Origin of the sequence: Bifidobacterium gallicum DSM 20093 = LMG 11596 (genome assembly GCF_000741205.1) — a bacterium.
GTDB lineage: Bacteria > Actinomycetota > Actinomycetes > Actinomycetales > Bifidobacteriaceae > Bifidobacterium > Bifidobacterium gallicum.
In genome coordinates this window covers 177,336-201,410 of the sequence record NZ_JGYW01000003.1, presented here as the reverse complement: position 1 = coordinate 201,410, position 24,075 = coordinate 177,336, and the positions used below count along the sequence as shown (strand labels likewise).

The 24,075-nt window shown below is 59.5% G+C and carries 17 protein-coding genes; 1 reads left to right on the top strand and 16 read right to left on the bottom strand.

The genetic code is table 11. From position 1 onward, the window contains the following. Positions 1-49: 49 nt before the first annotated feature. The 15 genes from pstB to BGLCM_RS02820 form a co-directional block, all read right to left on the bottom strand. Entirely contained in the window at positions 50-829 is a 780-nt protein-coding gene (pstB, locus tag BGLCM_RS02890; RefSeq protein WP_006295325.1) for a phosphate ABC transporter ATP-binding protein PstB, read from the bottom strand. Between the two features lie 104 nt (positions 830-933). Then, entirely contained in the window at positions 934-1,896 is a 963-nt protein-coding gene (gene pstA, locus BGLCM_RS02885) for a phosphate ABC transporter permease PstA (protein WP_044084707.1), read from the bottom strand. A 251-nt stretch (positions 1,897-2,147) separates the two neighbouring features. Continuing rightward, the gene (pstC, locus tag BGLCM_RS02880; protein ID WP_044084705.1) at positions 2,148-3,113 is read right to left on the bottom strand and encodes a phosphate ABC transporter permease subunit PstC; all 966 of its coding nucleotides are present in this window, start codon (positions 3,111-3,113) and stop codon (positions 2,148-2,150) included. Between the two features lie 59 nt (positions 3,114-3,172). After that, the gene (locus tag BGLCM_RS02875; protein WP_006295328.1) at positions 3,173-4,348 is read right to left on the bottom strand and encodes a phosphate ABC transporter substrate-binding protein PstS; all 1,176 of its coding nucleotides are present in this window, start codon (positions 4,346-4,348) and stop codon (positions 3,173-3,175) included. A 172-nt stretch (positions 4,349-4,520) separates the two neighbouring features. Next, positions 4,521-5,210 carry a 5'-methylthioadenosine/S-adenosylhomocysteine nucleosidase gene (mtnN, locus tag BGLCM_RS02870; RefSeq protein WP_420796141.1) on the bottom strand — a complete coding sequence of 230 codons (690 nt, stop codon included), beginning with the start codon at positions 5,208-5,210 and terminating at the stop codon, positions 4,521-4,523. A 115-nt stretch (positions 5,211-5,325) separates the two neighbouring features. Continuing rightward, a complete protein-coding gene (locus BGLCM_RS02865) occupies positions 5,326-6,612 on the bottom strand; it encodes a 3-deoxy-7-phosphoheptulonate synthase (protein WP_006295330.1) in 1,287 nt (428 codons plus the stop codon). Positions 6,613-6,730: 118 nt separating this feature from the next. After that, positions 6,731-8,686, bottom strand: coding sequence for an acyltransferase family protein (locus BGLCM_RS02860; RefSeq protein ID WP_081450403.1), 1,956 nt, complete (start codon positions 8,684-8,686; stop codon positions 6,731-6,733). 149 nt (positions 8,687-8,835) lie between these two features. Then, positions 8,836-9,957 carry a 3-deoxy-7-phosphoheptulonate synthase gene (locus BGLCM_RS02855; RefSeq protein ID WP_006295332.1) on the bottom strand — a complete coding sequence of 374 codons (1,122 nt, stop codon included), beginning with the start codon at positions 9,955-9,957 and terminating at the stop codon, positions 8,836-8,838. Positions 9,958-10,877: 920 nt separating this feature from the next. Beyond that, positions 10,878-11,765 (bottom strand): hypothetical protein, encoded by an 888-nt coding sequence (locus tag BGLCM_RS07990; protein ID WP_052295118.1) that lies wholly within the window; start codon positions 11,763-11,765, stop codon positions 10,878-10,880. 1,096 nt (positions 11,766-12,861) lie between these two features. Continuing rightward, the gene (locus tag BGLCM_RS02845) at positions 12,862-14,199 is read right to left on the bottom strand and encodes a C1 family peptidase (RefSeq protein ID WP_044084640.1); all 1,338 of its coding nucleotides are present in this window, start codon (positions 14,197-14,199) and stop codon (positions 12,862-12,864) included. 215 nt (positions 14,200-14,414) lie between these two features. Then, positions 14,415-16,127, bottom strand: a complete 1,713-nt coding sequence (locus BGLCM_RS02840) for a coiled-coil domain-containing protein (RefSeq protein ID WP_006295337.1) — start codon at positions 16,125-16,127, stop codon at positions 14,415-14,417. Between the two features lie 138 nt (positions 16,128-16,265). Beyond that, positions 16,266-16,955, bottom strand: coding sequence for a pyroglutamyl-peptidase I (locus BGLCM_RS02835; protein ID WP_006295338.1), 690 nt, complete (start codon positions 16,953-16,955; stop codon positions 16,266-16,268). A gap of 22 nt (positions 16,956-16,977) precedes the next feature. Continuing rightward, a complete protein-coding gene (locus tag BGLCM_RS02830; RefSeq protein ID WP_081450408.1) occupies positions 16,978-17,853 on the bottom strand; it encodes an IspD/TarI family cytidylyltransferase in 876 nt (291 codons plus the stop codon). A gap of 68 nt (positions 17,854-17,921) precedes the next feature. After that, positions 17,922-19,103, bottom strand: a complete 1,182-nt coding sequence (locus BGLCM_RS02825; protein ID WP_006295340.1) for a purine nucleoside phosphorylase YfiH/LACC1 family protein — start codon at positions 19,101-19,103, stop codon at positions 17,922-17,924. A 50-nt stretch (positions 19,104-19,153) separates the two neighbouring features. Continuing rightward, positions 19,154-20,788 (bottom strand): peptidase U32 family protein, encoded by a 1,635-nt coding sequence (locus BGLCM_RS02820; protein ID WP_006295341.1) that lies wholly within the window; start codon positions 20,786-20,788, stop codon positions 19,154-19,156. Between the two features lie 209 nt (positions 20,789-20,997). On the opposite strand from BGLCM_RS02820, the gene BGLCM_RS02815 reads away from it, so the two are divergent. Then, on the top strand, positions 20,998-21,861 hold the full coding sequence (locus tag BGLCM_RS02815) for an aldo/keto reductase (RefSeq protein WP_006295342.1): 864 nt from the start codon (positions 20,998-21,000) through the stop codon (positions 21,859-21,861). Positions 21,862-21,991: 130 nt separating this feature from the next. Here the strand turns inward: BGLCM_RS02815 and BGLCM_RS02810 are convergent, their stop codons facing one another. Then, positions 21,992-24,046 (bottom strand): acyltransferase family protein, encoded by a 2,055-nt coding sequence (locus BGLCM_RS02810; RefSeq protein ID WP_006295343.1) that lies wholly within the window; start codon positions 24,044-24,046, stop codon positions 21,992-21,994. Between the last annotated feature and the right edge of the window lie 29 nt (positions 24,047-24,075).

Here is a 24,075-nt window from a genome sequence, read left to right as displayed (position 1 = left end):
AGTTTGCGCGGCGGCGCGTTGGGAAGCCCCTCCCCCCCCCCCCCCCCGATCAGCCGAAACGGCCCGAGACGTAACGCTCGGCTTCTTCGTTCTGCGGGTTGTTGAACATCGTCGTCGTGTCGGCGAAATACTCGAGATGGCCGGGCTGTCCGACGGCCTTGAGGTTGAAAAACGCCGTGTAATCGGCGATACGCGCGGCCTGCTGCATGTTGTGCGTGACGATGACGATCGTGTACTCGTGCTTGAGTTCGTTGATCAGATCCTCGACGGCCAACGTCGAAATCGGGTCGAGTGCCGAGCACGGCTCGTCCATCAGCAGCACTTGCGGATGCACGGCCACGGCACGCGCGATACACAGACGCTGCTGCTGGCCGCCCGACAAGCCGATACCCGGGTTGTCAAGACGGTCCTTGACTTCATTCCACAGGTTCGCGCCGCGCAGTGCCCACTCGACGAGGTCGTCGGCGTCCGATTTGGCGATGTGACGGTTGTTCAGGCGCGCGCCGGCCAGCACGTTCTCGCGGATTGACATTGTCGGGAACGGGTTGGGCCGCTGGAACACCATGCCCACGTCGCGGCGCACGGCTACGGGATCGACGTCGCTGGCGTAGAGATTCTGGCCTTCGAGCAGCACCTCGCCTGTGCAGTGCGCGCCCGGCGTGATTTCGTGCATGCGGTCGAGCGTGCGCAGCACTGTTGATTTTCCGCAGCCCGACGGCCCGATGAACGCCGTCACTTTGTTCGCTTGAATGTTGAGGTTCACGTCCTCAACGGCCAGGAACGAACCATAATAAATATTCAGATGGTTCACATCAATGCGCTGTCCCATGTGGGTTCCTTCGTCTGTTCAGTTTCGGTTGTTCAAGTTCAGTTGGTAATTAAATTTTTATTTCCGCACATCACCGCAGTGGCGTGCCGTTGCCTCATGCCCGCTCACTTGGTCTTGACACTGAACACACGGGCGATAATGCGCCCGATCAGGTTCAGCACGAGCACAATCAAGATCAGCATGAGTGCGGCGGCCCAAGCGCGTTCCATAGGAATCGTCGTCACACAGCTCGCGTCGGCGTTGGCCGGGCAGTTCGCGCGCAGTTTGCTGTATTCCTGATAGACGAACACGGGCAGCGTCGTCATTTGGCCCGAGAACAGGTTCGCGTTCGTCGACACGATGTAGCCTGCCGTCATCAGCAGCGGAGCCGTCTCACCGATCACACGCGCGATGGCCAGGATTGAGCCAGAGACGATGCCGGGCAGCGCTGTGCGCAATACGACTTTCGTGATTGTGCGCTGTTTGGTCACGCCCAATGCGAGTGAGGCCTCACGCAAATCGTTCGGCACAATGCGCAGCATCTCTTCCGTCGTTTTGACGACGGTCGGGATCATCAGCAGCGACAACGCGACTGAGCCTTCAAAACCGTTGAGTGTGCCGGGGCCCGCAATGATTGCGAACATTGAGAACGCGAACAGGCCGGCCACAATCGACGGGATGCCGCTCATCACGTCCACGAGCAGATGAATCATGCGCGAGAGCCGCCCGGTTTGGCGGTATTCGGTCAGGAACACCGAACACATGATGCCCACAGGAATCGAGATGACCATGGCTCCGGCTGTGATTTCCAGCGTGCCGATGATCGCGTGCAGAATGCCGCCATAGCCGTTCGTGGCCGTGGCTTCACCGCCAATCACATTCGTCATGTTATGGCTCAAAAAGTCCCAGTTGAAACGGTGCACGCCATTGACAATCGTCGTCCAGAGCACGGAAATCAGCGGGATGCAGGCCACTATGAACGCGAGCACGATCAGTACGCGCATCACCACGTCTTTGCGCTTGCGCGCGGCCGTGTAGGAACGCGTGGGTTTGAACTTGTCAAAATCGATAACGGGTGCGCCATCCATGGCCGAAGCGGGCTCTTGGGGTGTGGCTGCTGCTGGTGACGGCTGGCTGGCGTGAGCGGCGTGGCGGTCGGCGAGCGCGGTGTCGTCACGCGTCAGCGCGTCCAGCGCACGGGTTTCGCGCAGGTCGTCGGCTGAGGGCACGTCGGGGAACGCCGCGTTGTTGGGATTGTTGTGTGAATCGTTGTTGGAATTACTGCGCGGATTGTTGCGCGGATCATTGCGCAGATCATTGCGCGGTTGGCGGGAATCACTCATTTGACGCTCGCTTTCTGCGTGATTTTGCGCGCGATGAGGTTCACGAGGAACGTGATGATGAACAGCACGAGGCCGGTGCCAATCAGCACGGATACGCCGATGGAATTGGCTTCCGGATATTGGGCGGCGATGTTGGCCGCAATCGTCTGGTTCTTCGAGGCTTGCAACAGGTGGAACGAATAGGTCAGGCCTGGAGACAGGATCATCAGCACAGCCATTGTTTCACCGAGTGCCCTGCCCAGACCCAGCATCGATGCGGATACGATGCCTGATTTGCCGAATGGCAGTACGGCGAGTTTGATCATCTCCCATTTGGTGGCGCCCAAGCCCAATGCGGCTTCTTGCAACAGTTTTGGTGTTTGCAGGAAGATGTCGCGTGCAATCGACGTGATAATCGGCAAGATCATGATGGCCAGCACGACGGCCACAGTGGCCACGGTGCGTGGCGGGTTGGCCGCAGGGCCGGCGAACAATGGGATGAATCCCAAATGTTCGGCCACCCAATTCCAGAACGGGAAGATGGCCGGTACGAGCACGATGCCGCCCCACAGGCCGTAAATGACGGACGGGATGGCCGCGAGCAAATCGACGACGTAGCTTAAGACGGCGGCCAGGCGTTTGGGCGCGTAATGCGAAATGAACAATGCGATGCCGATCGCCACGAAGAATGCGATCAGCAATGCCAACGCCGATACGAGCACGGTGCCGAACACGAGGGGGCCCACATATGACCAGAAGTTCGTGGCGCGGCCTCCAGTGAATCCGGAAATCACGTCGCTGACGGCTTGCTGGTCACCGCCAATCAGCGGCCATGCGCGCACGAGCAGGAAAATCGCGACTGCGGCCAGCACGACGAGGATCAGCACGCCACAGCCATAGGCGATGGCTTTGAACACTTGGTCGGCTTGACGTCCGCTGACGGGTTTGGTCAATGAGGCCGTGTCGCCCGTGGTGGCGGTCATGTCGGGTTCAGTGGAAGATTGGCCCGCGGAGGCATTGTCCACAGGCGCTTTGGCGGCATTCACTGCTGCTCCTTCAAGGTTTTGGCATCGGCTCCCATCGCATCGATGGAAGTTTGGATGTGTTCAACAATGTTCTGCGGTAACGGTGCCGCTCCTGCGGCGCGTGTGGCCATGCGCTGGCCCGCGTCCGAAGTGATGTAACGCAACCACGCCTTCGCGAAGTCGGTGGTGCCGCTGTGGCGGTACACGGGGCAGACGATGTCGTACGAGACGAGCACGACCGGGTAGGCGCCTTTCGCCGTCGTGGTATGGTTCACATCGATGACGACGCGGTTGTCTCCATAGAGATGCTCGGCCACACTCGAGTCGGCGATGGCTTTGGCCGCCGCTTCGGCCGATACGGGCACGGCTTCATCGCCAACCTGGATGTCGACGGTGCCCAGCGAGCCGATTGTTGACAGATCGGCGTAGCCGATTGTGCCGTTGGCCTGGTCGATCGTGTTGATGACACCTGTGGAACCTTTGGCGCCTTGGCCTACTTCATTGGGCCAGTTTTCACTGATGTCGTAGTTCCAATCCTTGGGTGCGGCGTCTTTGAGGTATTCCACAAAATTTTGCGTCGTGCCTGATTTGTCGGAACGGTGCACGACGGTGATTGGCAGGTCGGGCAATGTGATGTTCGGGTTGAGCCGTTGCAACGCCGCATCATTCCAACGCGTGATGGAACCGTTGAAAATGCGTGCGATTGTTGCGGCATCCATCGTCAAATGGGCACGCGAACCGTCGCTCGCTTCCACGCCGGCCAGGTTGAATGCGATGGCGATTGGGGAAATGTAGACGGGCACATCAAAGGCTGTGCCCGATGCGCACGCCTGCTGTGATTCGCGCACTTCCTGGTCCGAGAGCGCTTTGTCGGAGGATGCCCAGGCGGTGGCCCCCGTCAGGAATGTCGTGACACCGGCTCCCGATCCTGTGGGATTGTATGAAATTGACGTGCCGGGATTCTTGGAGGTGAACCCGGAAATCCAGGCTTCCACAGCGGCTTGCTGCGAAGATGCGCCGGCGCCCGCATAGTTGCCCGTGATACCACTGGCCGGCGCTCCCGTATCGTTGTCAATCGGGGCGTTGTCACCGCAGGCGGCAACAGGAATCAGCAAAGCCAGTCCGCATATTGCGGCCAGTGCACGCGCAATGGCCGTCGGGCCATGGTGTCGCTTGGTGTTCATCAACGTCATTGCCTTTGTTTCTCGGTTCTTCTACGCATATGCGCCACTACCAGCTTAGGCGACACAGTGGTGTGTGCCCCTTTGTCGGACGATCATCGTGACCAACCGCACGGGTGCTACCGGCGCGTTGCCTGCGCATTGTCGGCAAGTTCGTCGAGCTCCAATGCCGTCCGGCAACTTGTCACAAGCCTTTGATGATGGCAAGCGCCATACGCGCGGCCGTGTCGGCATACTCCGACACATCAAATGTATGGAATTCCTCATAGTCCGTATCGGCGTTATCGCTCATGGCGCGAATGATCAGCGCGGGCACGTCGTTGCGTGCAGCCACGTGTGCGACGGCTGCGCCTTCCATTTCCACAGCGTCGGCATGGGTGGCGCGAATGACTTCCTCCACTTTTTGCGGCGAGTCCACAAAATAGTTGCCAGAGGCGATGATGCCCGTAATGTGGTGGATGCCCATGGCATCCAACGTGCGTGACGCCAAATCCAACAGCTGCGGGTCGGAATGGAACTCGTCGCTTTCGGGCTTCCACTGGCCCACGAGACGCATGTCCGTGTCGAGATAACGCAACGTGCCGCCAAGCACAATGTCGTTGACATGCAGTTCAGGGTTGAGGTTGCCGGCAATACCCGAGAAAATCACGGCTTGCGGGTCGACCAGATCAATAAGGCATTGTGTGGTGGCGGCCGCGTTGACCAAGCCCATACCGCCAACAGTGACGGCAACATCGATCGTTTCGCCTGAATCGGCCGCGATTGTGCCACGTGTGATTGTCAGGCTTGCGCGTTCGTGCACATGCACATCGTCCAATGACGCGGCGATGTGGGCCGCTTCCTCTTCCAGAGCGCTGATAATGGCCACCTGCATAACGGTCTCCTTCTCCTTTTCGCCAATTCGCATGAAGCACTGTTGCACGCCACATGTCTAGATTGCGCCGCCACCACTCTAGCCACATCGGCTCAGGGCGCCGGCTGGGTCGTATTCAAGCCCAACGTCGGGCTTTGACGCAATCGGCCAATTCGAACAGCAACTGTTCCGTATCATCCCAACCAATGCATTTGTCGGTGATGGATTTGCCGTAGACGAGCGTGTCAAGTGGCCCTTCGGGCTGATTGCCTGGTTCGATGAAACTTTCCATCATGATGCCTGTGATGCCGCGCTCGCCAGCTGCGATGCGCTGGCCAATCGTGCGCACCACTTGCGCTTGACGCACATGGTCTTTGCCGGAGTTGCCATGCGAGCAATCCACAATGACACCGTGGCTTGCCGCTGAATCGGCAGGCATTTCATCACGAATCACATCCAAGGCCTGCTCGACCGAGGCCGTGTCGTAGTTGGGTCCATGAATTGAACCGCGCAATACCACATGGCAATCAGGGTTGCCCATGGTTTCCACAGCGCAGGCATGGCCCAAATGGTCAATGCCGAAGAACGTGTGCTGCTGTGCGCTGGCGAAGCAACCATTGACTGCGGCTTTGACCGATCCGTCCGTCGCGTTCTTGAAGCCGATGGGCATCGATAGGCCGCTCGCGAGTTGGCGATGCACCTGGCTTTCCGTGTTGCGCGCGCCAATCGCGCCCCAGCTGACGGCATCAGCAATGAACTGGGGGCTTGTGGGCTCAAGGAATTCGGTGGCTGCCGCCAATCCGCGATCGAGCACGCCAAGCAACGTTTGGCGAGCCAGCACGAGGCCTTTGGGAATGTTATGCGTGCCGTCAATGTCGGGATCGTTGATCAGGCCTTTCCAACCGACTGTGGTACGCGGTTTTTCAAAATAGACGCGCATCACAATCAGCAGTTCGCTTTCCACCTGCTGCTTGACACGGGCCAGACGTTCGGCATAATCAAAGGCCGCCTGCGGGTCATGCACTGAGCATGGGCCGGCGATCACGAGCAAACGGTCATCCTGGCCATAAAGGCATGCACGGATTTCATCGCGCGAATAGGCGACGATGTCGCGCGCCTTCGGCGACAGCGGGTATTGCGCGAGTATTGAGGCGGGAGTGGGCAACGGGTCGAGTTCAAGCACACGCCTGTTGATGATGCGGTCAATGCCGACCTGGTCTTCCCACCGCGGCAAATCCGTCAGTTCGGTAAACGGGTCGCCACCCTCCTGCAGCACCTGGTGCACGGCATGCAGCTTTTGCGGATCAACACGTGACGGATCATCCACATGGTGGATATGGTCGGCGGCAGTGGCGGCAGTGGCGGCAACATTCATGCGCGACGCATCCGGTTGTGATGACAATTCATCTTGCTGGCGGTTCATGCTGCCCAAGCATAACAGCTTGATATCGGGCGCGCGCGATTCGCGCGCAATGTGCACATACCACGCTCAACAGCAGGTTGGCACACTCACTGTAACGCCCTTGGTATCCGCGGATGCGTCATCGTGGACAGCAGGCGTCCTTGATCAATGCCGTGAATCCTTCTTCGCCGGCCGGCGTCAAATGTGTGCCGTCATCCACAAGGTATTCTGGATGTTGGGCCGTCAACGCATGCCAATCAATGATGCCGACATTGTCGTGCTGCTGCGCATACGCGTTGAACGTGGCCACGTCGGGCTCCACCCATTCCACAGGCGCGCGAGGCGTAATCAGGTAGAGCGGGCGGCCGCCAACAGCGTCAAGCATCAGGTCCAATTCACGCTGATTGACCAAATCGTTGGAACCAAGCGCCACAATGACGAGCTGCGGATCATGCGCCGCCACCTGGTTGCGCACAATGTCGATGCCAGCCAGGAACGAACGTGACACTTGCGCGTCAATCACAGCATTCGGGAATTGCTGCTGCAACACGGGTTGTGCACCTTCGGTCACCGAGTCGCCCACAATGAGCACGCGCGCATCACAGGAATCAGCCGTGCAACGCCAACGCTCAGGCTGCAAGTTCTTCGGTACAATGGCGGCCTGCACTTGAGGTGCGGCAGGCGAAGGCGATGCTGACGGTTGCGCCGCATCATCCTTGGACTCAGGAGCCGGCGATGCCGGGGCTTGCGACGGTTGCGCTGAAGGGCTGGCCTTGGCGGCCGCCACCAATTCCGGACGCAACTGTTCGGCGCGTGTTTGCGCCAACTGCGCCCAAGGCACAGGCGCAAACGCCAACACAAGCGCCGTCAACGCGCCCAACACAGCGCCCACGATCGCACCCGGACGCAACGCGCCATCATGGAACGTGCGCAAGGTGGAACGCATCCATGGCAACCATGGCGCACCGCGCAACGCTTCAATGCATTGATAGAACAATTCGCCCACAATCAGGATGATTGCGAACTGCACAATCCATTCCCACCACTGCACTCGCGTCACACGCGTAGCGGGATTCATGAACTCAAGCAGCGGATAATGCACCAAATACAGCGAGAACGATCGCGAACCCAAATACAGCAACGGTTTGCAACCCAACACACGGCTCAACCAGGTGGATTTGGTGCACGTCCACACCACAATCGCACTGGCGATGGCCGTCAGCAGGAAACCGCCCTCATACAAGCCGGCGCCACGACCATCCACAAGCACAAACGCCGCAATAATGCCACACAGCAACGCGGCGCCCACCCATGCCGAAACGCCACGCATCCATTGCGGTTCAGGCGGCAAACCCGGTTCACGCTCACGAGAACCGCCATCGGATTCCGGAGCCATCATCATCGCGAGCAGCGCGCCAACAAGGATTTCAGCGGCACGCGTGTCAAGCCCGTAATACATGCGCGAAATCTCATGACCGGTCTCATAGAGCACAGCCATTTCGGACGTCGATAACACAATCAGCACAAGCACACACAACATGCGCATGCGACGCGACTTGCAACACACGACAATGGCTGCTAACACGAGCATCCAAACCACGGCGAATTGCATGATCAGGCTCGTATACCATAAATGCGTCAACGGCGAAGGCAATCCAGCCGCCTCAAAATACGAGGTATGCCGCGCAATATAGACCCAATTGCTCGCAAACAGCGCACTCGGCAACGCGTCCTGCTGCACTTTGTGCAACAAGCTTGGTGCGATCAGGTACGTCAAAGGCGCAACCAACGCTACAACAGTGAGCACCGCAGGCCACAGTCGCTTGAGACGCTTGATGAGGGTACGTGGGAAATCAAAATGATGACGAGCGTAAGCACGCAGCAAACTGCGCGTCGTGAAGAAACCCGTCATCACAAAAAACAGCGTGACGCCGAGCAAACCGCCCTTCAGCAGAGACGGGCGCGTGTGATATGCGATAACGCCGATAATGGCGAGCGCGCGCAAACCGTCAGCGGCGAGAATACGTGAACGCCGAGGACGGACCGAAGAATTCAAATCTCCTGAAATGCGAACGGACTGAACGCTACGCGGCATGAATACGGCTCCCCTACTGCAATTTTTCCCTTGGCCATTGTGCTCACGCGGGTAGACGATGGCCACATAGTGAACGTGGCGTCCAGTATTGCCGGCCGTCGCTACCCCAAGCGCACGGCCGAGTGAATCAACAACAACGCAAACGGACGTCAGCCGCGGCGCGTGCGCACCGCCTGAGCGAGGCCGCGCAGCAACTCCTCGGTGCGGTCCCACGGCACGCAGGCGTCGGTGACAGACTGGCCATACGTAAGTTCGTCGAGCGGAGCCGGATCCTGATGGCCGGCAACGAGGAAGCTCTCCATCATAATGCCGAGGATGCCGCGCTCGCCAGCTGCGATGCGCTCAGTGATGTTCTCGAGAACGCGAGCCTCTTGCACCTCGTCCTTGCCGCAGTTGCCGTGCGCGGCGTCGATGATCAGACCGTGGTTGCTTGGGCCTTCGGCCTTCGACAAGCGCAGTTCCTCGAGCGCACGCGCGACGGACTCGGCGTCGTAGTTGGGCCCCTTGTCGGAACCGCGCAGCACAAGGTGACAGTCGGGATTGCCCTTGGTCTCGGCAGCGATGACGCGGCCGTCAAGGTTGATCGACAGGAAGTGATGCTCGAACGCGGCCGCGTAGCACGAGTCGGCGGCCGGCTTGACGGAACCGTCCGTAGCGTTCTTGAAGCCGATCGGCATGCTCATACCGCTGGCGAGCTCGCGATGCACCTGGCTTTCCGTGTTGCGCGCGCCGATTGCGCCCCAGCTGACGAGATCGCACAAATATTGCGGCGTGATCGGGTCGAGCCATTCGGTAGCCGTCGGCAAGCCCATCGAAAGCACGTCGGTGAGCACCTTGCGAGCCAACCACATGCCTTTGCGAATATCAAAACGGCCGTCGAGGTCGGGATCGTTGATCAGGCCCTTCCAACCGATCGTGGTGCGCGGCTTCTGGAAGTAGACGCGCATGACGATGACGAGGTCGTCCTTAAGCTCCTCGTTGAGCTTGGCCAAACGCGCGGCGTACTCGTGCGCGGCCTTCGGGTCGTGGATCGAACACGGGCCGACGATGGCGAGCAGACGGTCGTCGCGGCCGTGCAGCACGTCGCGGATCTCGCTGCGCGAGCGCATGACCAGATCGCAAGCCTCGTCGCTCAACGGCAGTTCGCGAATAAAATAGCGAGGAGCGGGAATCGGGTCGAGCTGGCGGATATTCACATCGACAGTCTCGGGGAACACCGCACCCTCAGGCAGTTCCTCATGAGAGCTATCTGGACCGCGCATCGCATTCATCGCTGTATTCCTCCGCTGTTGACGCTGATAGTGGTTGACGCTGGTTATGGTGTGGCTGCCGGCTGGCCTGTCGGCGGGTGACGGATGGAGCCTGCCGAGCACAGGGGCGGCCGATACCAGTCGAGGGGCCAGTTGGGGCATCTGACGGGTACGCCTGTCGGACGGCACCTGCCAGACGATACCTGCCGGGTGGCACCAGCAGCAACCTTACGAACGTCTCACTATATCCATATGTATCCCCCTTAATGCAGCCCTATCTCAGAAACTTCCACCAACTCTGCAAACACTGCAACTACGGGCGCAAGCTGCTCCGAGAGGCCTGCCCTAACCGCCGAGCCGGCGCCCCCACAGGGCGGATTCCCCCACCCTAAACCGCATCTTTCCTGACCAGCCCGGTCAGGAAAACTGCAGCTCCGACTCCCAAACTGCATCTCCGCTGACCAGCCCGGTCAGCAAAACCGCAGTTTCAGCTCCCAAACCGCGTCTCCCCTTACCAACCTGGTCAGCAAAACCGCAGTTCCAGCTCCCAAACCGCATCTCCCCTTACCAGCATGGTCAGAAGAAACGCAGTTTCAGGCCCAAACCGCACCTCTCCTGACCAACCTGGTCAGTAAAACTGCAGTTTCCCATCCTAAACCGCGTCTCCCCTTACCAGCATGGTCAGCAAAACTGCAGTTCCGACTCCCAAACCGCACCTTCCCTTACCGAGGTGGTACGAAAAGACGCGGTTTCCCAACCCAAACCACGTCTCCCCTGACCAGCATGGTCAGCAAAGGCGCACTTTCCTCTTCATCTAGGGAACGGCGGGGCTCCTCCGACATGCCCGACCCCATTCAGCACGTCAATCCGGTCTGAATCCGCCCTTGGCACGGATCCAGCCCCTCTGACCTACCGGCCCTTCTCACCCACCGCCCCAGCATTCAGCGCATGCCTGTCGTTGAACTCAGCAGCGCGGGACCCTGCACCTGAGGGATGTTCGCTTTGGCGAGCATCTGCCGCAGAGGTGCCCTGCGGATGGCATCAGACAGCGTGAAATGAGTGACGCCTTGAATACCCGCATCGATGACCTGCTTGTCACGCACTACTTGGTCGGCCACTCTGTTGCCAATGACCTGGTTGGATTCGGGATCGATATATTTTTGCATGCCGTCGCACTCGAACGCCCAGCGCGACCCGTTCGGCAGGAACCACAAGTAATCCAACCGGCGCACCATATCCGGTTGCGTCACACGGCATGGCACTTGCAATATCGGCGGTACATAGCGCATTTCAATCATCGTGGCCCTACTGAACGATTCGCCGCCGCTTTCACTGTTCGCGTCGGCATAACGCAACACGTCGATCAACTGCGGCGTGATGTATGCGTGTGCAGCGTGGTAAATATCCTCAAGGAAACCACCATTCCTCAGGTAGGAATCAGCCACGCCCAACGCATTGCGGAACTCATAAATATTTGCGCAGTCCACCACGGTGCGCGCCGCAGTCGCCACACGTATGCCCTGCACAACTTCGAAATCAATACGGTCAACATGGTGCCGTTTGACGTGCGACACGTCGTCAACTTGGCTGCCGCCACGCGTGGTCAGCAGATGGAACGGACCTTGATCCAATACCAGCGTGGAATAGTAGAGGTTATGAACGAGAGCGGCATGCATGCCGGTGAACACCCATTGCGGATGCAGCGTTTGCAACGAGCGCATGAGCATAATCGTTCGGGTGCCAACGTCCAGCTGGCTCCACGCTTCAGCAGGATAATAAACGCCGCGCATGAGCCGCACAAATTCACCGGTATCGGTACGGCCATGCATGGTCCTGCTAATTGTTTTGTTACTCAGCAGACAACGTCCGCCCGCCTCGGCTTCCTCCATAGCTCGCCGCAAATTGACGCTCCAACGTCTCCGCGGCCTGGCTCGCGATGTGCGAGGCTGATCGGAGGGCTTTGATGGCGGATGCGTCGCGTGTGCGCCTGTTCGCTGGGACTGCTGGTGGACATTGCGTGCCATATGCTCGGCATACATGGATGATGTTTCGTTGCTCACAGTTTCATGGTAAATAATTTCCCCGCATCATTTCCGTCGGTTAAAAAATAATGTGCATATGTGGATAACTGCCGTACGCCCGTATACCTTGTGAATAATCATGTCACCACCATCAGGCCTATATCCGGCCTGCATCCGGTCCGCTTCGCACACACTCCATTTCCGCTCTATTCCAAGTCCACTGCCCTGTTCCAACCCACTTCATTTCCGCTCTCCAACAGTTTCCTTCAGCCAACTCCATCCCTCCGAAGATTCCTTTTATCCACATCTCATCCACACTTCATTTCCACTTCATCCACCGTTTATCCCCAGCTCAGCCCACTTCGGCCTGCTGCCCAGCCCACAGTTCCCGCTCTCCCCCACTTCAGTTGTCCGTCCCCTCGACCCACCCCAAACTGCACCTCCCCTGACCATACCGGTCAGCAAAACCGCACTTTCCCGTCCCAAACCGCACCTCCCCTGACCAGCGTGGTCAGGAAAACTACACTTTCCGCCCTCAAACCGCACCTCTGCTGCCCAGCCCGGTCAGGAAAACTACACTTTCCCGTCCCAAACTGCATCTCCGCTGACCAGCCCGGTCAGCAAAACCGCACTTTCCGCGTCCCAAACCGCACCTCCCCTGACCAGACCGGTCAGCAAAACCGCACTTCCGACCCCAACAAAACAACCGCCCCGCCACTCCCTTTAGGGAGCAACGGGGCGGTTGCGTAGGTTCAGGCGGCTGCGAGCGCACTACTCCAGCGACCGCAACCTAGCTCAGCGCCAGGCAGCCCAACTCACGTCAGCCACTCACTCCAGCAGCCGCGTCAGCCACTCACTCCAGCAGCCGCGCCAGCCACTCACTCCAGCAGCCGCGCCAGCAAGCTCACGCCAGCGCGCCCATAGGATCCCAGGCCGGCAGCATGATCGGGGCTTCGTCGAGCGCCTTGAGGTATTCCTCGGGCAGCATCGCCTTGGGCACGGCGACTTCGTAGACGTACTGGCTGAACCACTGGTCGCTCATCGTGAAGTAGCCCTTGTCGGCGATCTTCGTGCCCCACGAGTTCTCCACGCGCCAACGCCGCGTCGTCTTGCCGTCGTCTTCCACGTCCACGCCGACGAACGCCATTGCGTGGTTCATCGCCGAATCAGCGAACCGCACACGCTGTTCCTTGTCCATGTCGAAGTCGACGTCGTACACCTTGCCGTACTCGAACAGGTCCACAGCCCAGGCGCCGTCCTCGCGGTCCATCATCGGGTGGCAGTCCGCGCCGAACCACACGGGGATGCCCTGTTCGTCAAGGATCGTGCGCACGCAATCCTTCATGAACTGCACGGGCACGTTCAGGTATTCGGTCGGATCGCCGCCGGCCACGTTGTTCAGGTGCTCGATGCCGATCTTCTTGCCCTTGGGATGTTCCTCGCGCGGATCGTCCACGAGGCACACATACTCTTCGAGGTTTGCGTCGCCCACGTACTTCTTCCAGAATTCCTGCGGCGTGATTGTGCCGTCGCGATGGAACTTACCGTCCTTGTCGGTCCATTCCCAATCGAACTCGACGGGCGGCTCACCCAAGTGGATCGTCAGCATGCGGTGTCCGGCTTGCACTGTTTCGTTCACAATCTCATCGATGCGCGCGGGTTCGGCCACCATGTGCGCTACGGCCGTGTGCAGCAGGCGGCGCAGCTGCGTGTTCATTTCGCCCGTGTTTTTGGACGATTCGGTTTCCGGGTACAGCGACTTGGGGACGGCACCGTACTTCTTGTAAATGTTCAGTGCCATCGTCCACTGTCCGCCGTCACCCATCACATCGTGCAGCATGTGCTGGAACAGGCGCGAATCAATCGACTCGCCTTCACGCACGAGTGCCGCGATATCTTGCAGGAAGTAGTTGATGCGCTCGAGTTTGTCAAAATACATCGCATAGTTCTGCGAGAACTCGAATTCGGTCAGGTTCATGTTGCGTTTGGCCACGAAACGCGCCACGTTCAGCGAGCTGAACAGCCAGCAGCGGCCCGACCGGTCCTGGTGGGTGGCCTCGCCGTCGTCCACGAGAATGCTGAATCGGCGCTGCAGCAGGCGCGCACGGTCATAGTTGCGTGCCACTTTGTCGATGCCCGCGGCCGTCACCGCGTTCATGGCCATTCGATTTGACTTGTCGGCATCGAACGCCTCACGCATGCTGTCGAGTTGCGCTGCGTCCAACGGCTGAATCTGAGCCATCTTGTCTTCTTTCCTCTGGTGTCTTCTGTATTTTCTTGTTATTTCCGCCATATTCCAGTGGCATAGCCCACCCTATAGCCGCCGCGTCGCATACACACGGCACACCGCAGGGAGCGCCATACCCCCGACATAGCCCGTATCACGCAGTCGAGGCACCCGGCCGCATGCCGGATGCCTCGTGACTGTTGCTTTCAACGTCGAGTCTAGCCTCGCCCCTACTCTTGGGCGCCGCCTTCGAAACCGCCATGCGGCTGATCGTCATCCACAGCTGTCAGCATCACGGTTTGCGCCTCTTCGACGGGATTGTCTTCATGGGCTTCTTCGGAAATCACGGTTTCCTCAACGAGAGCCGCGGTTTCCTGCGCTTCCATCTGCACGGCAGCCATCGCGTCACCCGTCTGGTCCTCATCCGCAGCATCGTCCGCGGCGGCATCCACAGCGCCGTCTTCAGTCATTACCGCATCGACGTGTTCCTCAGACACTTCAACGCCGGCAGGACCATCCGCAACGCTATGCGAGAACGAGCTTTGTGTAGCCACGCTGCCTGGCGCATCATATGCGGCGTCCGCAGCGGCCGGGGCAGCTGCAGCAGCCTCGACAGGTGCGCAAGAAGCGGCATTTTCATCCGTTCCAGCCACAGCGTTGACCACCGACAGCGTATCGGTCGCGGCAGGCCCTTCAGGGGCCAGGCCGAAGCTCGAGAACGCATTGGCGAACATCGAACGCAATTCAGCCACACGCTGCGTGATCGAAGCTTCACGGCTTTGCAAATCGGCGATACGCGTTTGCAAGCTGTCCAGCTCAGACTTCGCGGCCTGACGGCGATCCTCAATCTGCTCTGCCGCTTCCTCGGCGGCCTTGCGCACAATGCTTGCCGCCTCATCATCAGCCTCGTGGCGCTTGTTGGCCGCATAGACGTCGGCTTCCTCACGCGTCGCACGCGCCTGGGCGAGCAGCTCCTCCGATTCCTTCTTGGCCTCGGCTTGGCGTTCCTCCAGCGAGCGCAGCAGTTCGTTGACCTTGTTCGTCGCCTCATCCTGCTGGTCGGCGATATCGGCGCGAATCTGCTCAACCTCGGCCTTGACCTGGCTGATTGTTTGCGTGCGCTCGACTTCAGCGTTGTCGGTGATTTCCTGCGCGTGGCTTTGTGCGGCATCGGTGATTTCACCGGCCTTGCGCTGCGCTTCGGTCATCATCTTCGACACTTGTTCGCGCACGTCGGCGAGCTTCTTGTTCGCATCGGCGAGCGCCGCTTCGATCTGGTCATTCGTTTCGCTCTTGATGCGCGTCATTTCCTCATTGGCGGCCTTTCGCTGTTCGGAAATCGTTTGCGTCGCTTCGGCACGCATGTCCGACAGTTCGCGTTCCTGGGCTGCACGTTCGGAAGCGAGACGCTTCGTGTGTTCTTCACGCGAGTTTGTCAGTTCAAGGTCGAGTGCCTCGCGCTGTTCCTTGATTGACTTGGCTGTGGACGCGCGCAGCTGTGAGGAATCTTCCCGCGCGTTCGTCACAATCGTGTCGGCTTCCGACTTTGCGTTGCGCAGCAGCGAGTCGGCTTTGGCTTGCGCGTCGGCCAGCATGTGCTGTGCGTCAAGCTTGGCGTTGTTGAGCAGCGTTTGCGCTTGGGAGGCCGCTTCGGTGCGCGTGGATGCGGCGTCTTTTTTGGCGCGTTCGAGCAGTTCCGTGCTGGTCTGCTCGGCTGAGGCCAGCATTTGCTGCGCGTTGGCGCCCAGTGAGGCGAACGTGTTGTCATTATTGGCGGCTTTGGCGCGTTCTTCCTGCACTTTGGCTTGCAGTTGCAAGATCACGTCGTCGTTGGCTTTGACTTGTTCGCGCAGACGTTCGATCGTGACTTGGGCCGCAGACAGCGCCTCGTCCACACGATCCTTGTCGTAACCCCTCAGCACCACGGGGAAGCGATCCACCATGCTGCACTTCCTTTCCCATCGGTTGTTGCCGTGTTCCCCACACGGCACATCATGTCTTCACAGTACTGCACACGCATGTCGCAATCGAACAGCTCGTGGTGTCGCTCTCTTCGAGCTGAGCAACGTGGCAAACATGCGTCACATATCGAGCAAATAGGCCACTGATTGGCGCACCACATGCCGGATCGCCACGACTTGCCGTTCCAAAGGCAGGCCGTGTTGCGGATGCGGTTCGTCGTTGATCAGCGGCAGGCTGACGAATCCCGTCAGCACGTCGCGCGTCTGGTGGGCCGCCCAGTCCTGGAGCTGGTAGAACAGCGCGTTGCAGACGAACGTGCCCGCATCCGACGTCAGTGACGCGGGCAGCGTGTGGTCTTTGGAGAACGCGTTGAGAATCGCCCGCAACGGCAGGCGTGTCCAGTATGCGGCCGGCGCGCCCTCACGTATCGGACCACGGTCGGCTACGACGTCATCGGCGTCGGGACGCGTCGAATCCGTCCGGTTCAGCGCTCCGCGTTCGAGCAGGATGCCGCGTGCGGCGCGTTTGAGTCCCGTGGCCACCACGATGTCGGGCTGGACGCGCTCAAGTTCGCGCTCAAGCATCGCCCATGACCCCGCGTAGCTGACGGGCATCGTCACCGCGTGCACGTCGAGTTGCACGCCGCGTAGCGGGTCGTCCAGGTCGCCGGGGTTTGCCGCAATCCCCTGCTCGGCCAGCAGTTTGGGCACGAGTTGGGAGGGGTTGACCGGCACGTGGTCATACGGTCCGAATCCCGAGATCAGCACTGACAGCCGCGTCGGCTCACTGTTCGCTGCAGTATTCATCATTATTTCCGCGTTCCACCATGGCTCAGCGTGCCTGCGTATCGGGTGCAGGCTGCTGAGGAGCACCGGGCTGATCGGTCGTGTCCGAGCCACCCATGAGCTCATCAATCGCACTCATCAACACTTGGCGCATGTCGTGTTTGGCGCTGGTGCGCGTGATGATGGCCGCGGTCAGCTCGGCGAATGGCATGTCTTCAGGCGTCGTGACCTTCATGTTGAACTGGGAACCCGCCACAATGGCCACGGGCTCATCAGGCAGGTATTCCACCACGACGCGCGTGTCGTCAGTGGGCCTGAATCCGTGGTCTTGCGACGCGAATTCGTAGGCGCGGCGGATCGTGGCATAGCGGAACGCTTGCGGTGTCTGCGCGCGGAACACGAAACGGCGGTCAGGCACCGATTTGATGACTTTACGGTCGCCCAACGCTTCGGTCAGCAACACGGTGTCGGTCGACGGGTCGGCCACGGTGGCGGCTGTGAACTCGTCGAGCGCATCCACGCAATCCTGGATTTGGCGTTGAGACACGAACGGGCGCACACTGTCGTGGATCAAAATCTTCGCATCTCCTGGCACGCCGAAACGTGCCAGCGTGTCGAGTGCGGCTTGTGTGCTGTCCGCACGCTCGGCACCACCATTGATCACGGCACGCACTTTGGTCATGCCGGTTGTTTCAATGATGTGCTCCACCGGTTCGCGCACGCGGTCGTTGACGACGACCATGATGTCGGTAACGGCCGCGCTATGCTCGAACGCTTCCAAACACCATTGCACAATGGGTTTGCCGCCGAGCATCACGAGTTGCTTGGGATTGCGCGGGTCGAAGCGCACGCCGGAACCGGCGGCCAACACCACGGCGACCACCGGCACCACGCGCTGCTGTTCTTCATCAGTTGGTGTGATATCAGTCACAAGAATCACATTCCTTGGGTTGGATCAAACGGTTGCGAATACACCATGGGTGCATCAAATCAGTGGCGCACAATCAAGGCCAGCATGCGGCCTTCATGCGCTTTCTTCGCCAATTGCGCGCGACGATGCGAGAACCAGATCGGGTTCTCGAGCGTGCACAGCGAACGATGGATGTGGCCAATGCGTTCATCAAGTTCAGGATTGCCTTCATTGTCTTCACGGCACAACTGCTTGAGTTCTTCGTCATGAGACAAATACTGTGTGGCTGCATTGGCGCGCGGCTGCGACGAGATGATGCGGTCGCCATGAATGCCGGCCGCATCCAGCTCCTGCAGCGCCGCCGCATTCAAATCCACGCCAGGGCCACCAAAACGCGTCAGCGTGTATGTGCCGGGGAACACATGGTCGAACGCGTCAGCGATGTCGCCGCCCACTTCATAGCAGTCGCCGCAAATGGCTGGTCCCAATGTGGCCACAATGCGCGAGCGGTCAGCGCCTTTGTCTTCCATCATCTTGACCGTGGCGGAAATCACATGCTTTTCAAGTCCCAAACGGCCGCAATGCGCCACGGCAATCACGCCGGCTTGCGGATCGGCCATCAACACGGGCAGACAATCGGCGGCAAACACGCCCAATGCGATGTCGGTCTTTGTGGTGACTTGCGCGTCACCATCAATGATCTGCACCTCGGAGTTGACGTGTTCCACATCGTCCACCATGTCGCGCACCGTGCCGGAAGCGTCGAAACCGAACGGACGGTTTTCCACAAACTGTTCATCCACGTCCACAGGTTCGGCACCATGCACCTGGTTCACGATTGAAATCTTGCAACCCAGTTCACGTGCCAACGCTTCACGGTTGGCTTCCACAGCTTCGCTTGCGTCGCCACTTTTGCCACCGAGGTTGAAATGCGCGTAATCGCCTTGGCTCACGCCACCCAACCGCGTCGTGTACACGACGGTGATACCTGGTGCCAGTGCGATCGGAATCGTCACCGGCACCGGATTGCCCTCGGCATCCGTGGCATCCACGGCTGTGGAGTCCAAAATCGCGTCATCATACTGCTTGACCACGTTATTTGGCGCGGCAGTTTGCGGTGTTTGGCCTTTGAGCGCTTTGGCAATCGCTTCGTTCACGGCTTTGCTTAACGCGAGGCTCGCTTCTTGCGCGGCCTTGCGTGCCGCTTCATCGTCAGGTCCCTGCGATGCGGCATCGTCCACAATATTATGCTGTTCAGTCATAGCCACCACTGTAGCGGCCAACCTTGTTATTTCCTTCAAGTATTAACGGGTCACGCCTTGAGCGTGGGTTTGCGCGTGCGTGAACGGATCGCCACGTTCACGGGCACCGGCTGCGGCAATGGCATCGAGAACACGTGCGCGGGGTTGTTGATCGCTTCCACAGGCTCACCGGCTTCATTGAGGAAACCGCCTTGAGGCACTATGTAGACAAGGGGCGCTTGGCCTGGCAGCAGAAATTCGACCTCTTGACCGGCCTCAATCTTGTTGCGGCTTTTGAGCGTGACACGCCCGTCAGCCCAATCCAACACTTCGCCAACCACGAGCCAATCGCGGAAATATGAGGAACGGTCGGTGTTTTGCGTCACTTTGCGCTCAGGATAATAAAAACCCGTGCTGTAATCGCGGTGCGCCACCTTGTATGGCTCCTCATGCAGCCACTGGGGCAGCTCGACCTTGGGTGCCGGTACCACGCGTGCATGTTCGAAGTCCGATTCGGGCACATCGGAAATGTCAAGCTGACGGCGCGCCGAACGGTTCGAGTTCAAATCGGGGGCTTGCGCCTTGACATGCGCGGGCGCAGGAGCCGCCGCGGTTTGCGGGCGGTTGACGCCCGCCATGGTCAGGCCGGCTTCACCGTCAATCATCTGGCCGGGTGCCGGGGCGTCCACGGCTGCGTCGGGCAGGCCCGCGAACGCATCGTCAGCATGGGCCATGATCGAGTCGCGCGCAGCGGCCAAGGAATCATCACAGAAATCACTATCAATATCTTGCGCACGTTCGCCGGGACGCAACACACGGTCGCGGAACGGGCGCAGCTCGTTGCCGTCCTCGTCTTCAAACCCACGTTGCACCATGTACGCGTTGACGGCGGTCTTGTAAGCGTTCGTCATGGCCGCCACATAATAAGCGGACTTGGAGCGGCCCTCAATCTTCAAACTCGTGGCCCCTGAATCAATGAGGTCGTCGAGATGCTCCATCATGTTCATGTCTTGGGAATTAAACAGGTAGGTGCCCTCGTGAGTTTCTTCAAGCGGGAAGACCTGTCCTGGACGTTTTTCTTCCACGAGACTGTATTTCCAGCGGCACGGCTGCGCACATTCGCCATGATTGCCGTCACGGCCTGTCAGATAGTTCGAAATCAGGCAGCGGCCCGAAAACGCCATGCACATGCTGCCATGCACGAACGTTTCAATGTCGAGCGTGTCGGGAATGTTCGCGCGGATATCGCGCACAGCCTGCACGTCCATCTCGCGAGCCAAAACAACGCGGCTCGCGCCGAGCTCGGCGAGCGCGTTGGCGGCACCGTAATTCGTCACTCCAGCTTGGGTGGACACATGCAGTTCCAGCCCGGGGGCGATGCGTTTGGCCATCATCATGATGCCCATGTCGGAAACGATCAACGCGTCGATGCCTGTGTCGGCCAAATCGGCGATGTAGCGCTCAATCTGGCGTACTTCGCTGTTGCGCGGCAGAATGTTCAGCGTCACGTAGACGCGGGCGCCGCGTTCGTGCGCGTATGCCGCGCCTTCACGGAAGTCCTCGAGGCTCAAGTTGCGCGGAGCCGAGCGCATGCCGAACGCCTTGCCGCCGCAGTAGACGGCGTCGGCGCCATAATCGACGGCTGTTTTCAAGCCCTGCAAGTTGCCAGCCGGAGCCAGCACTTCCGGCCTTCTGCGATACTTCATGCTCACGTCTGTTGATCTCTTCCGTAACGTTGTTCGGCGAAAAATAACGCGTTCCATTCTATACGGCCGACCGCACAGCGCGGGGCGGATGGGAGGAGTGCGGCAAGGATGGGACCATGCATCGGAGCGGGAGCGCACATGGCGGCTTGTTCTGATAAACCTTGAGGGGTACGCAACTGTACTGATCCACTGGAAGAAAGCGAACCACCATGGTATTGCAGCGTAATCTTGGGCCGTTTGACACGACGGCCATCGGCTTGGGTGAAATGCCGTTGACAATCGAGAACAACCTGGGCACGGCCAAAGGCATTGAAACGATTCATGCGGCGCTGGATGCGGGGTGCCGCCAGATCGACACGGCTTGGGCCTACTACTGTTCGGGCGGTGAGGAGCAGACGGGCGAAAAGCTCGTGCGTGAAGCGTTGAAGACGTGGAACGGTCCGCGCGACGAAGTGCTCGTGGCCACGAAAGTCGGGCATTTCCGCAACTTTACGGACGGACAGCCCACGTGGGATGTGGATGGCAGCCCCGAAAACCTGATTCGTCGCGCCAAGGAAAGCGCTTACGAACTCGGCGTTGACACAATCGACCTGCTCTACTTCCACCGTCCTGATCCGAAGATTCCCTATGGCGAGTCGATTGAGGCGCTGCGCGAGCTTATTGACGAAGGCGTCGCACGTGAAGGCGGCGTGTCGAACGCGTCAATCGAACAGATGGACATTGCGCAGGAGATTCTTGGCGACCGTCTGATCGCGGTGCAAAACCAGTATTCACCGATTTATCTCGACACAGCTGACACGCTTGAGCATGCGGCTCGCATCGGCATTTCGTTCGTATGCTGGAGCCCGTTGGGTGGTTTCCGCAAGCCTTATGACGAGTCCAAGTTCGACCCGTTCAAGGTTGTGGCCAACCGTCACGGCGTCAGCTACCAGCAGGTCGTGCTCGCATGGGAGCTCGCCAAGGGTGACCATGTGTTCGTGATTCCTGGTGCCCACCGTCCGGAAACGATTCTCGATTCGCTCAAAGCCGGCGATCTGGCCTTGACTCCCGAAGACTTGGCGATGCTGCCGTAAGCGCCATTTCCTCATGCCGTTGAGTTCAACGACAACGGCGTGCACAGCAAAGCCCCTGCCGGAATTTGGGTCGGCGGGGGCTTTGTTATGTTGTCTGAAAGGCAACCGTTCAGCCGGTTGTCGGCAGCCGTCAGTGGGGGCAGACGGCGTCGTACAGCATGGTGGCAAACGCTTGCTGACCGGACGGCGTCAAATGGGTGCCGTCGTCAACTAGATACTCAGGGTGTTCGCCACTGAGTTTCTGCCAATCCAACAGCCCCATGTTGTCGTGATCCGCAGCCCATTGGCGGAACAACGCGATATTCGGATCCACCCAACTTGCAGGAGCACGCGGCAACACAATATAGAGCGGACGGCCCTGCACGGCGTCAAGATAGCCTTGGATAGCTTCCGGCACCACGGTGCCATTGGACCCCAACGCCACAATCACCACTTGGGCATCGTAGCCCGTATCAATATGGTCATGGATCGCGGCCACGCCAGAACTTGGATAGCGGCTCACGGCTGCATCCACGACGGCATTCGGGAAATGCTGCATGATTGCTTCCTGAGCGCCCAATGTCACCGAATCGCCGACCACGAGCACGCGTGCTTGGCATATTTTCTGCGCATTGTCGCACTGCCAATCGTTGGTATGGAGATTGAACGGCACCTTCTCGGCTGTCACATGGCCCGTTTGGGCGGTTGCCGCATCTGCCTGGTCACTCGGCTTTGGCTGTGCCGCAGCCGATTGCGATGGCGCGGCGGAGGGCGCAGCGGATGACCCAACTGACGGCGTCGCGCTCGCAGCCAATTCCGGACGCAACACCTGCGCACGCTGCTGGGCGATGGCGTCCCAATGCAACGGCAACAGCAACACGAGAATCGTCACCACTCCCAATGCGCATGCGATGCGGGACGTGATGCGCAACGTTCCTGTGCTCGCGGTATTGGCACGCCGTGACGGCGTCGCGTTGCTGGCACGCTGTGACGGCGTCGGCACCGCATGCCGCACGGCACTCGACGGGGAACGCAGCCACGGCAGCAATGGGGTGCCACGCAGTGCTTCAACGAGTTGGTAGAACGCTTCGGCGACCACCATGATCAGCAGGAACTGCCCAATCCACTCCCACCAGCGGATCGGCGTGGTGCGCGTGGCCGGATTCATCACTTCAAGCAATGGAAAATGCACCAAATACAGCGAGAATGAGCGCGATCCCAAGTAGCGCAACGGCTTAATGGACAATGCACACGCCACCACGTTGGAGCGTACGGCCGCATATACCAGCAGGGCACTGAGCAACGCCACAAGCAGGAATCCACCTCGATACAATCCCGCGCTTTCACCGTGCACAACGAAGAACAGCACAATCATCACTATCAAGCCCACAGCGGCCAGCACCGGCAGCGCTGTGCGCACAACGGTGGGCATTGGCGCCTCGGCAGCCGTCGCATGCTGCCGCCTGTGGCCGGAACTGCGCGGTTGCGTGGTCGGGCGTCGCCGATGCAGCACGACGGCCAGCAACGCGCCCACGAGCAATTCGCCGGCTCGCGTATCGAGTCCGTAATACATGCGCGACGTGTCCACACCAGCGACGCTCATCAGCGCCATTTCGAGTGTGGACAGTGCAATAAGCACCACGATGGCTCCAATGCGATGCTCACGTGAGGTGCGCCAACTCCATATGAGCAGCATTATGAACGGCCAAATCACGTAAAATTGCATCAGCAGGCTCGTATACCATAGCGGCGTGAGCGGGCTTGGCAATCCAGCTGCCGCAAAATATGAATCGTGACGGAAAATGTATACCCAGTTGCTCACAAACAGGCCACTCGGCAATGTGTCGGCCCGCACTTTGGCCAGCAATGATGGCGTGCACCAGTAGATCAATGGCGCAATGAACGCGATGGATCCGAGTACAGGAGGCCAAATGCGTCGCAATCGGCGCTTGAGATAAGTGACATAGGCGAATGTGCCGCGATCCACGGCGTTCAGGATGGAACGCGTAATAAAGAAGCCCGAAACCACCAAAAACATCGTGACGCCAAGCAGACCACCAGTCAGCAGCGAAGGTCGCGTATGGTAAAGCAGCACGCCAATTATCGCAATGGCTCGCAACCCATCCACGCCAGTGAAATGGTGACTTTGCTCGCGTTCGGAAGCCTTGTGGCCTGTTGCATGCTGAACGTCCGCGGTGCGTACCATCGCAACCCCTCCCGTTATTCCTTCTACGC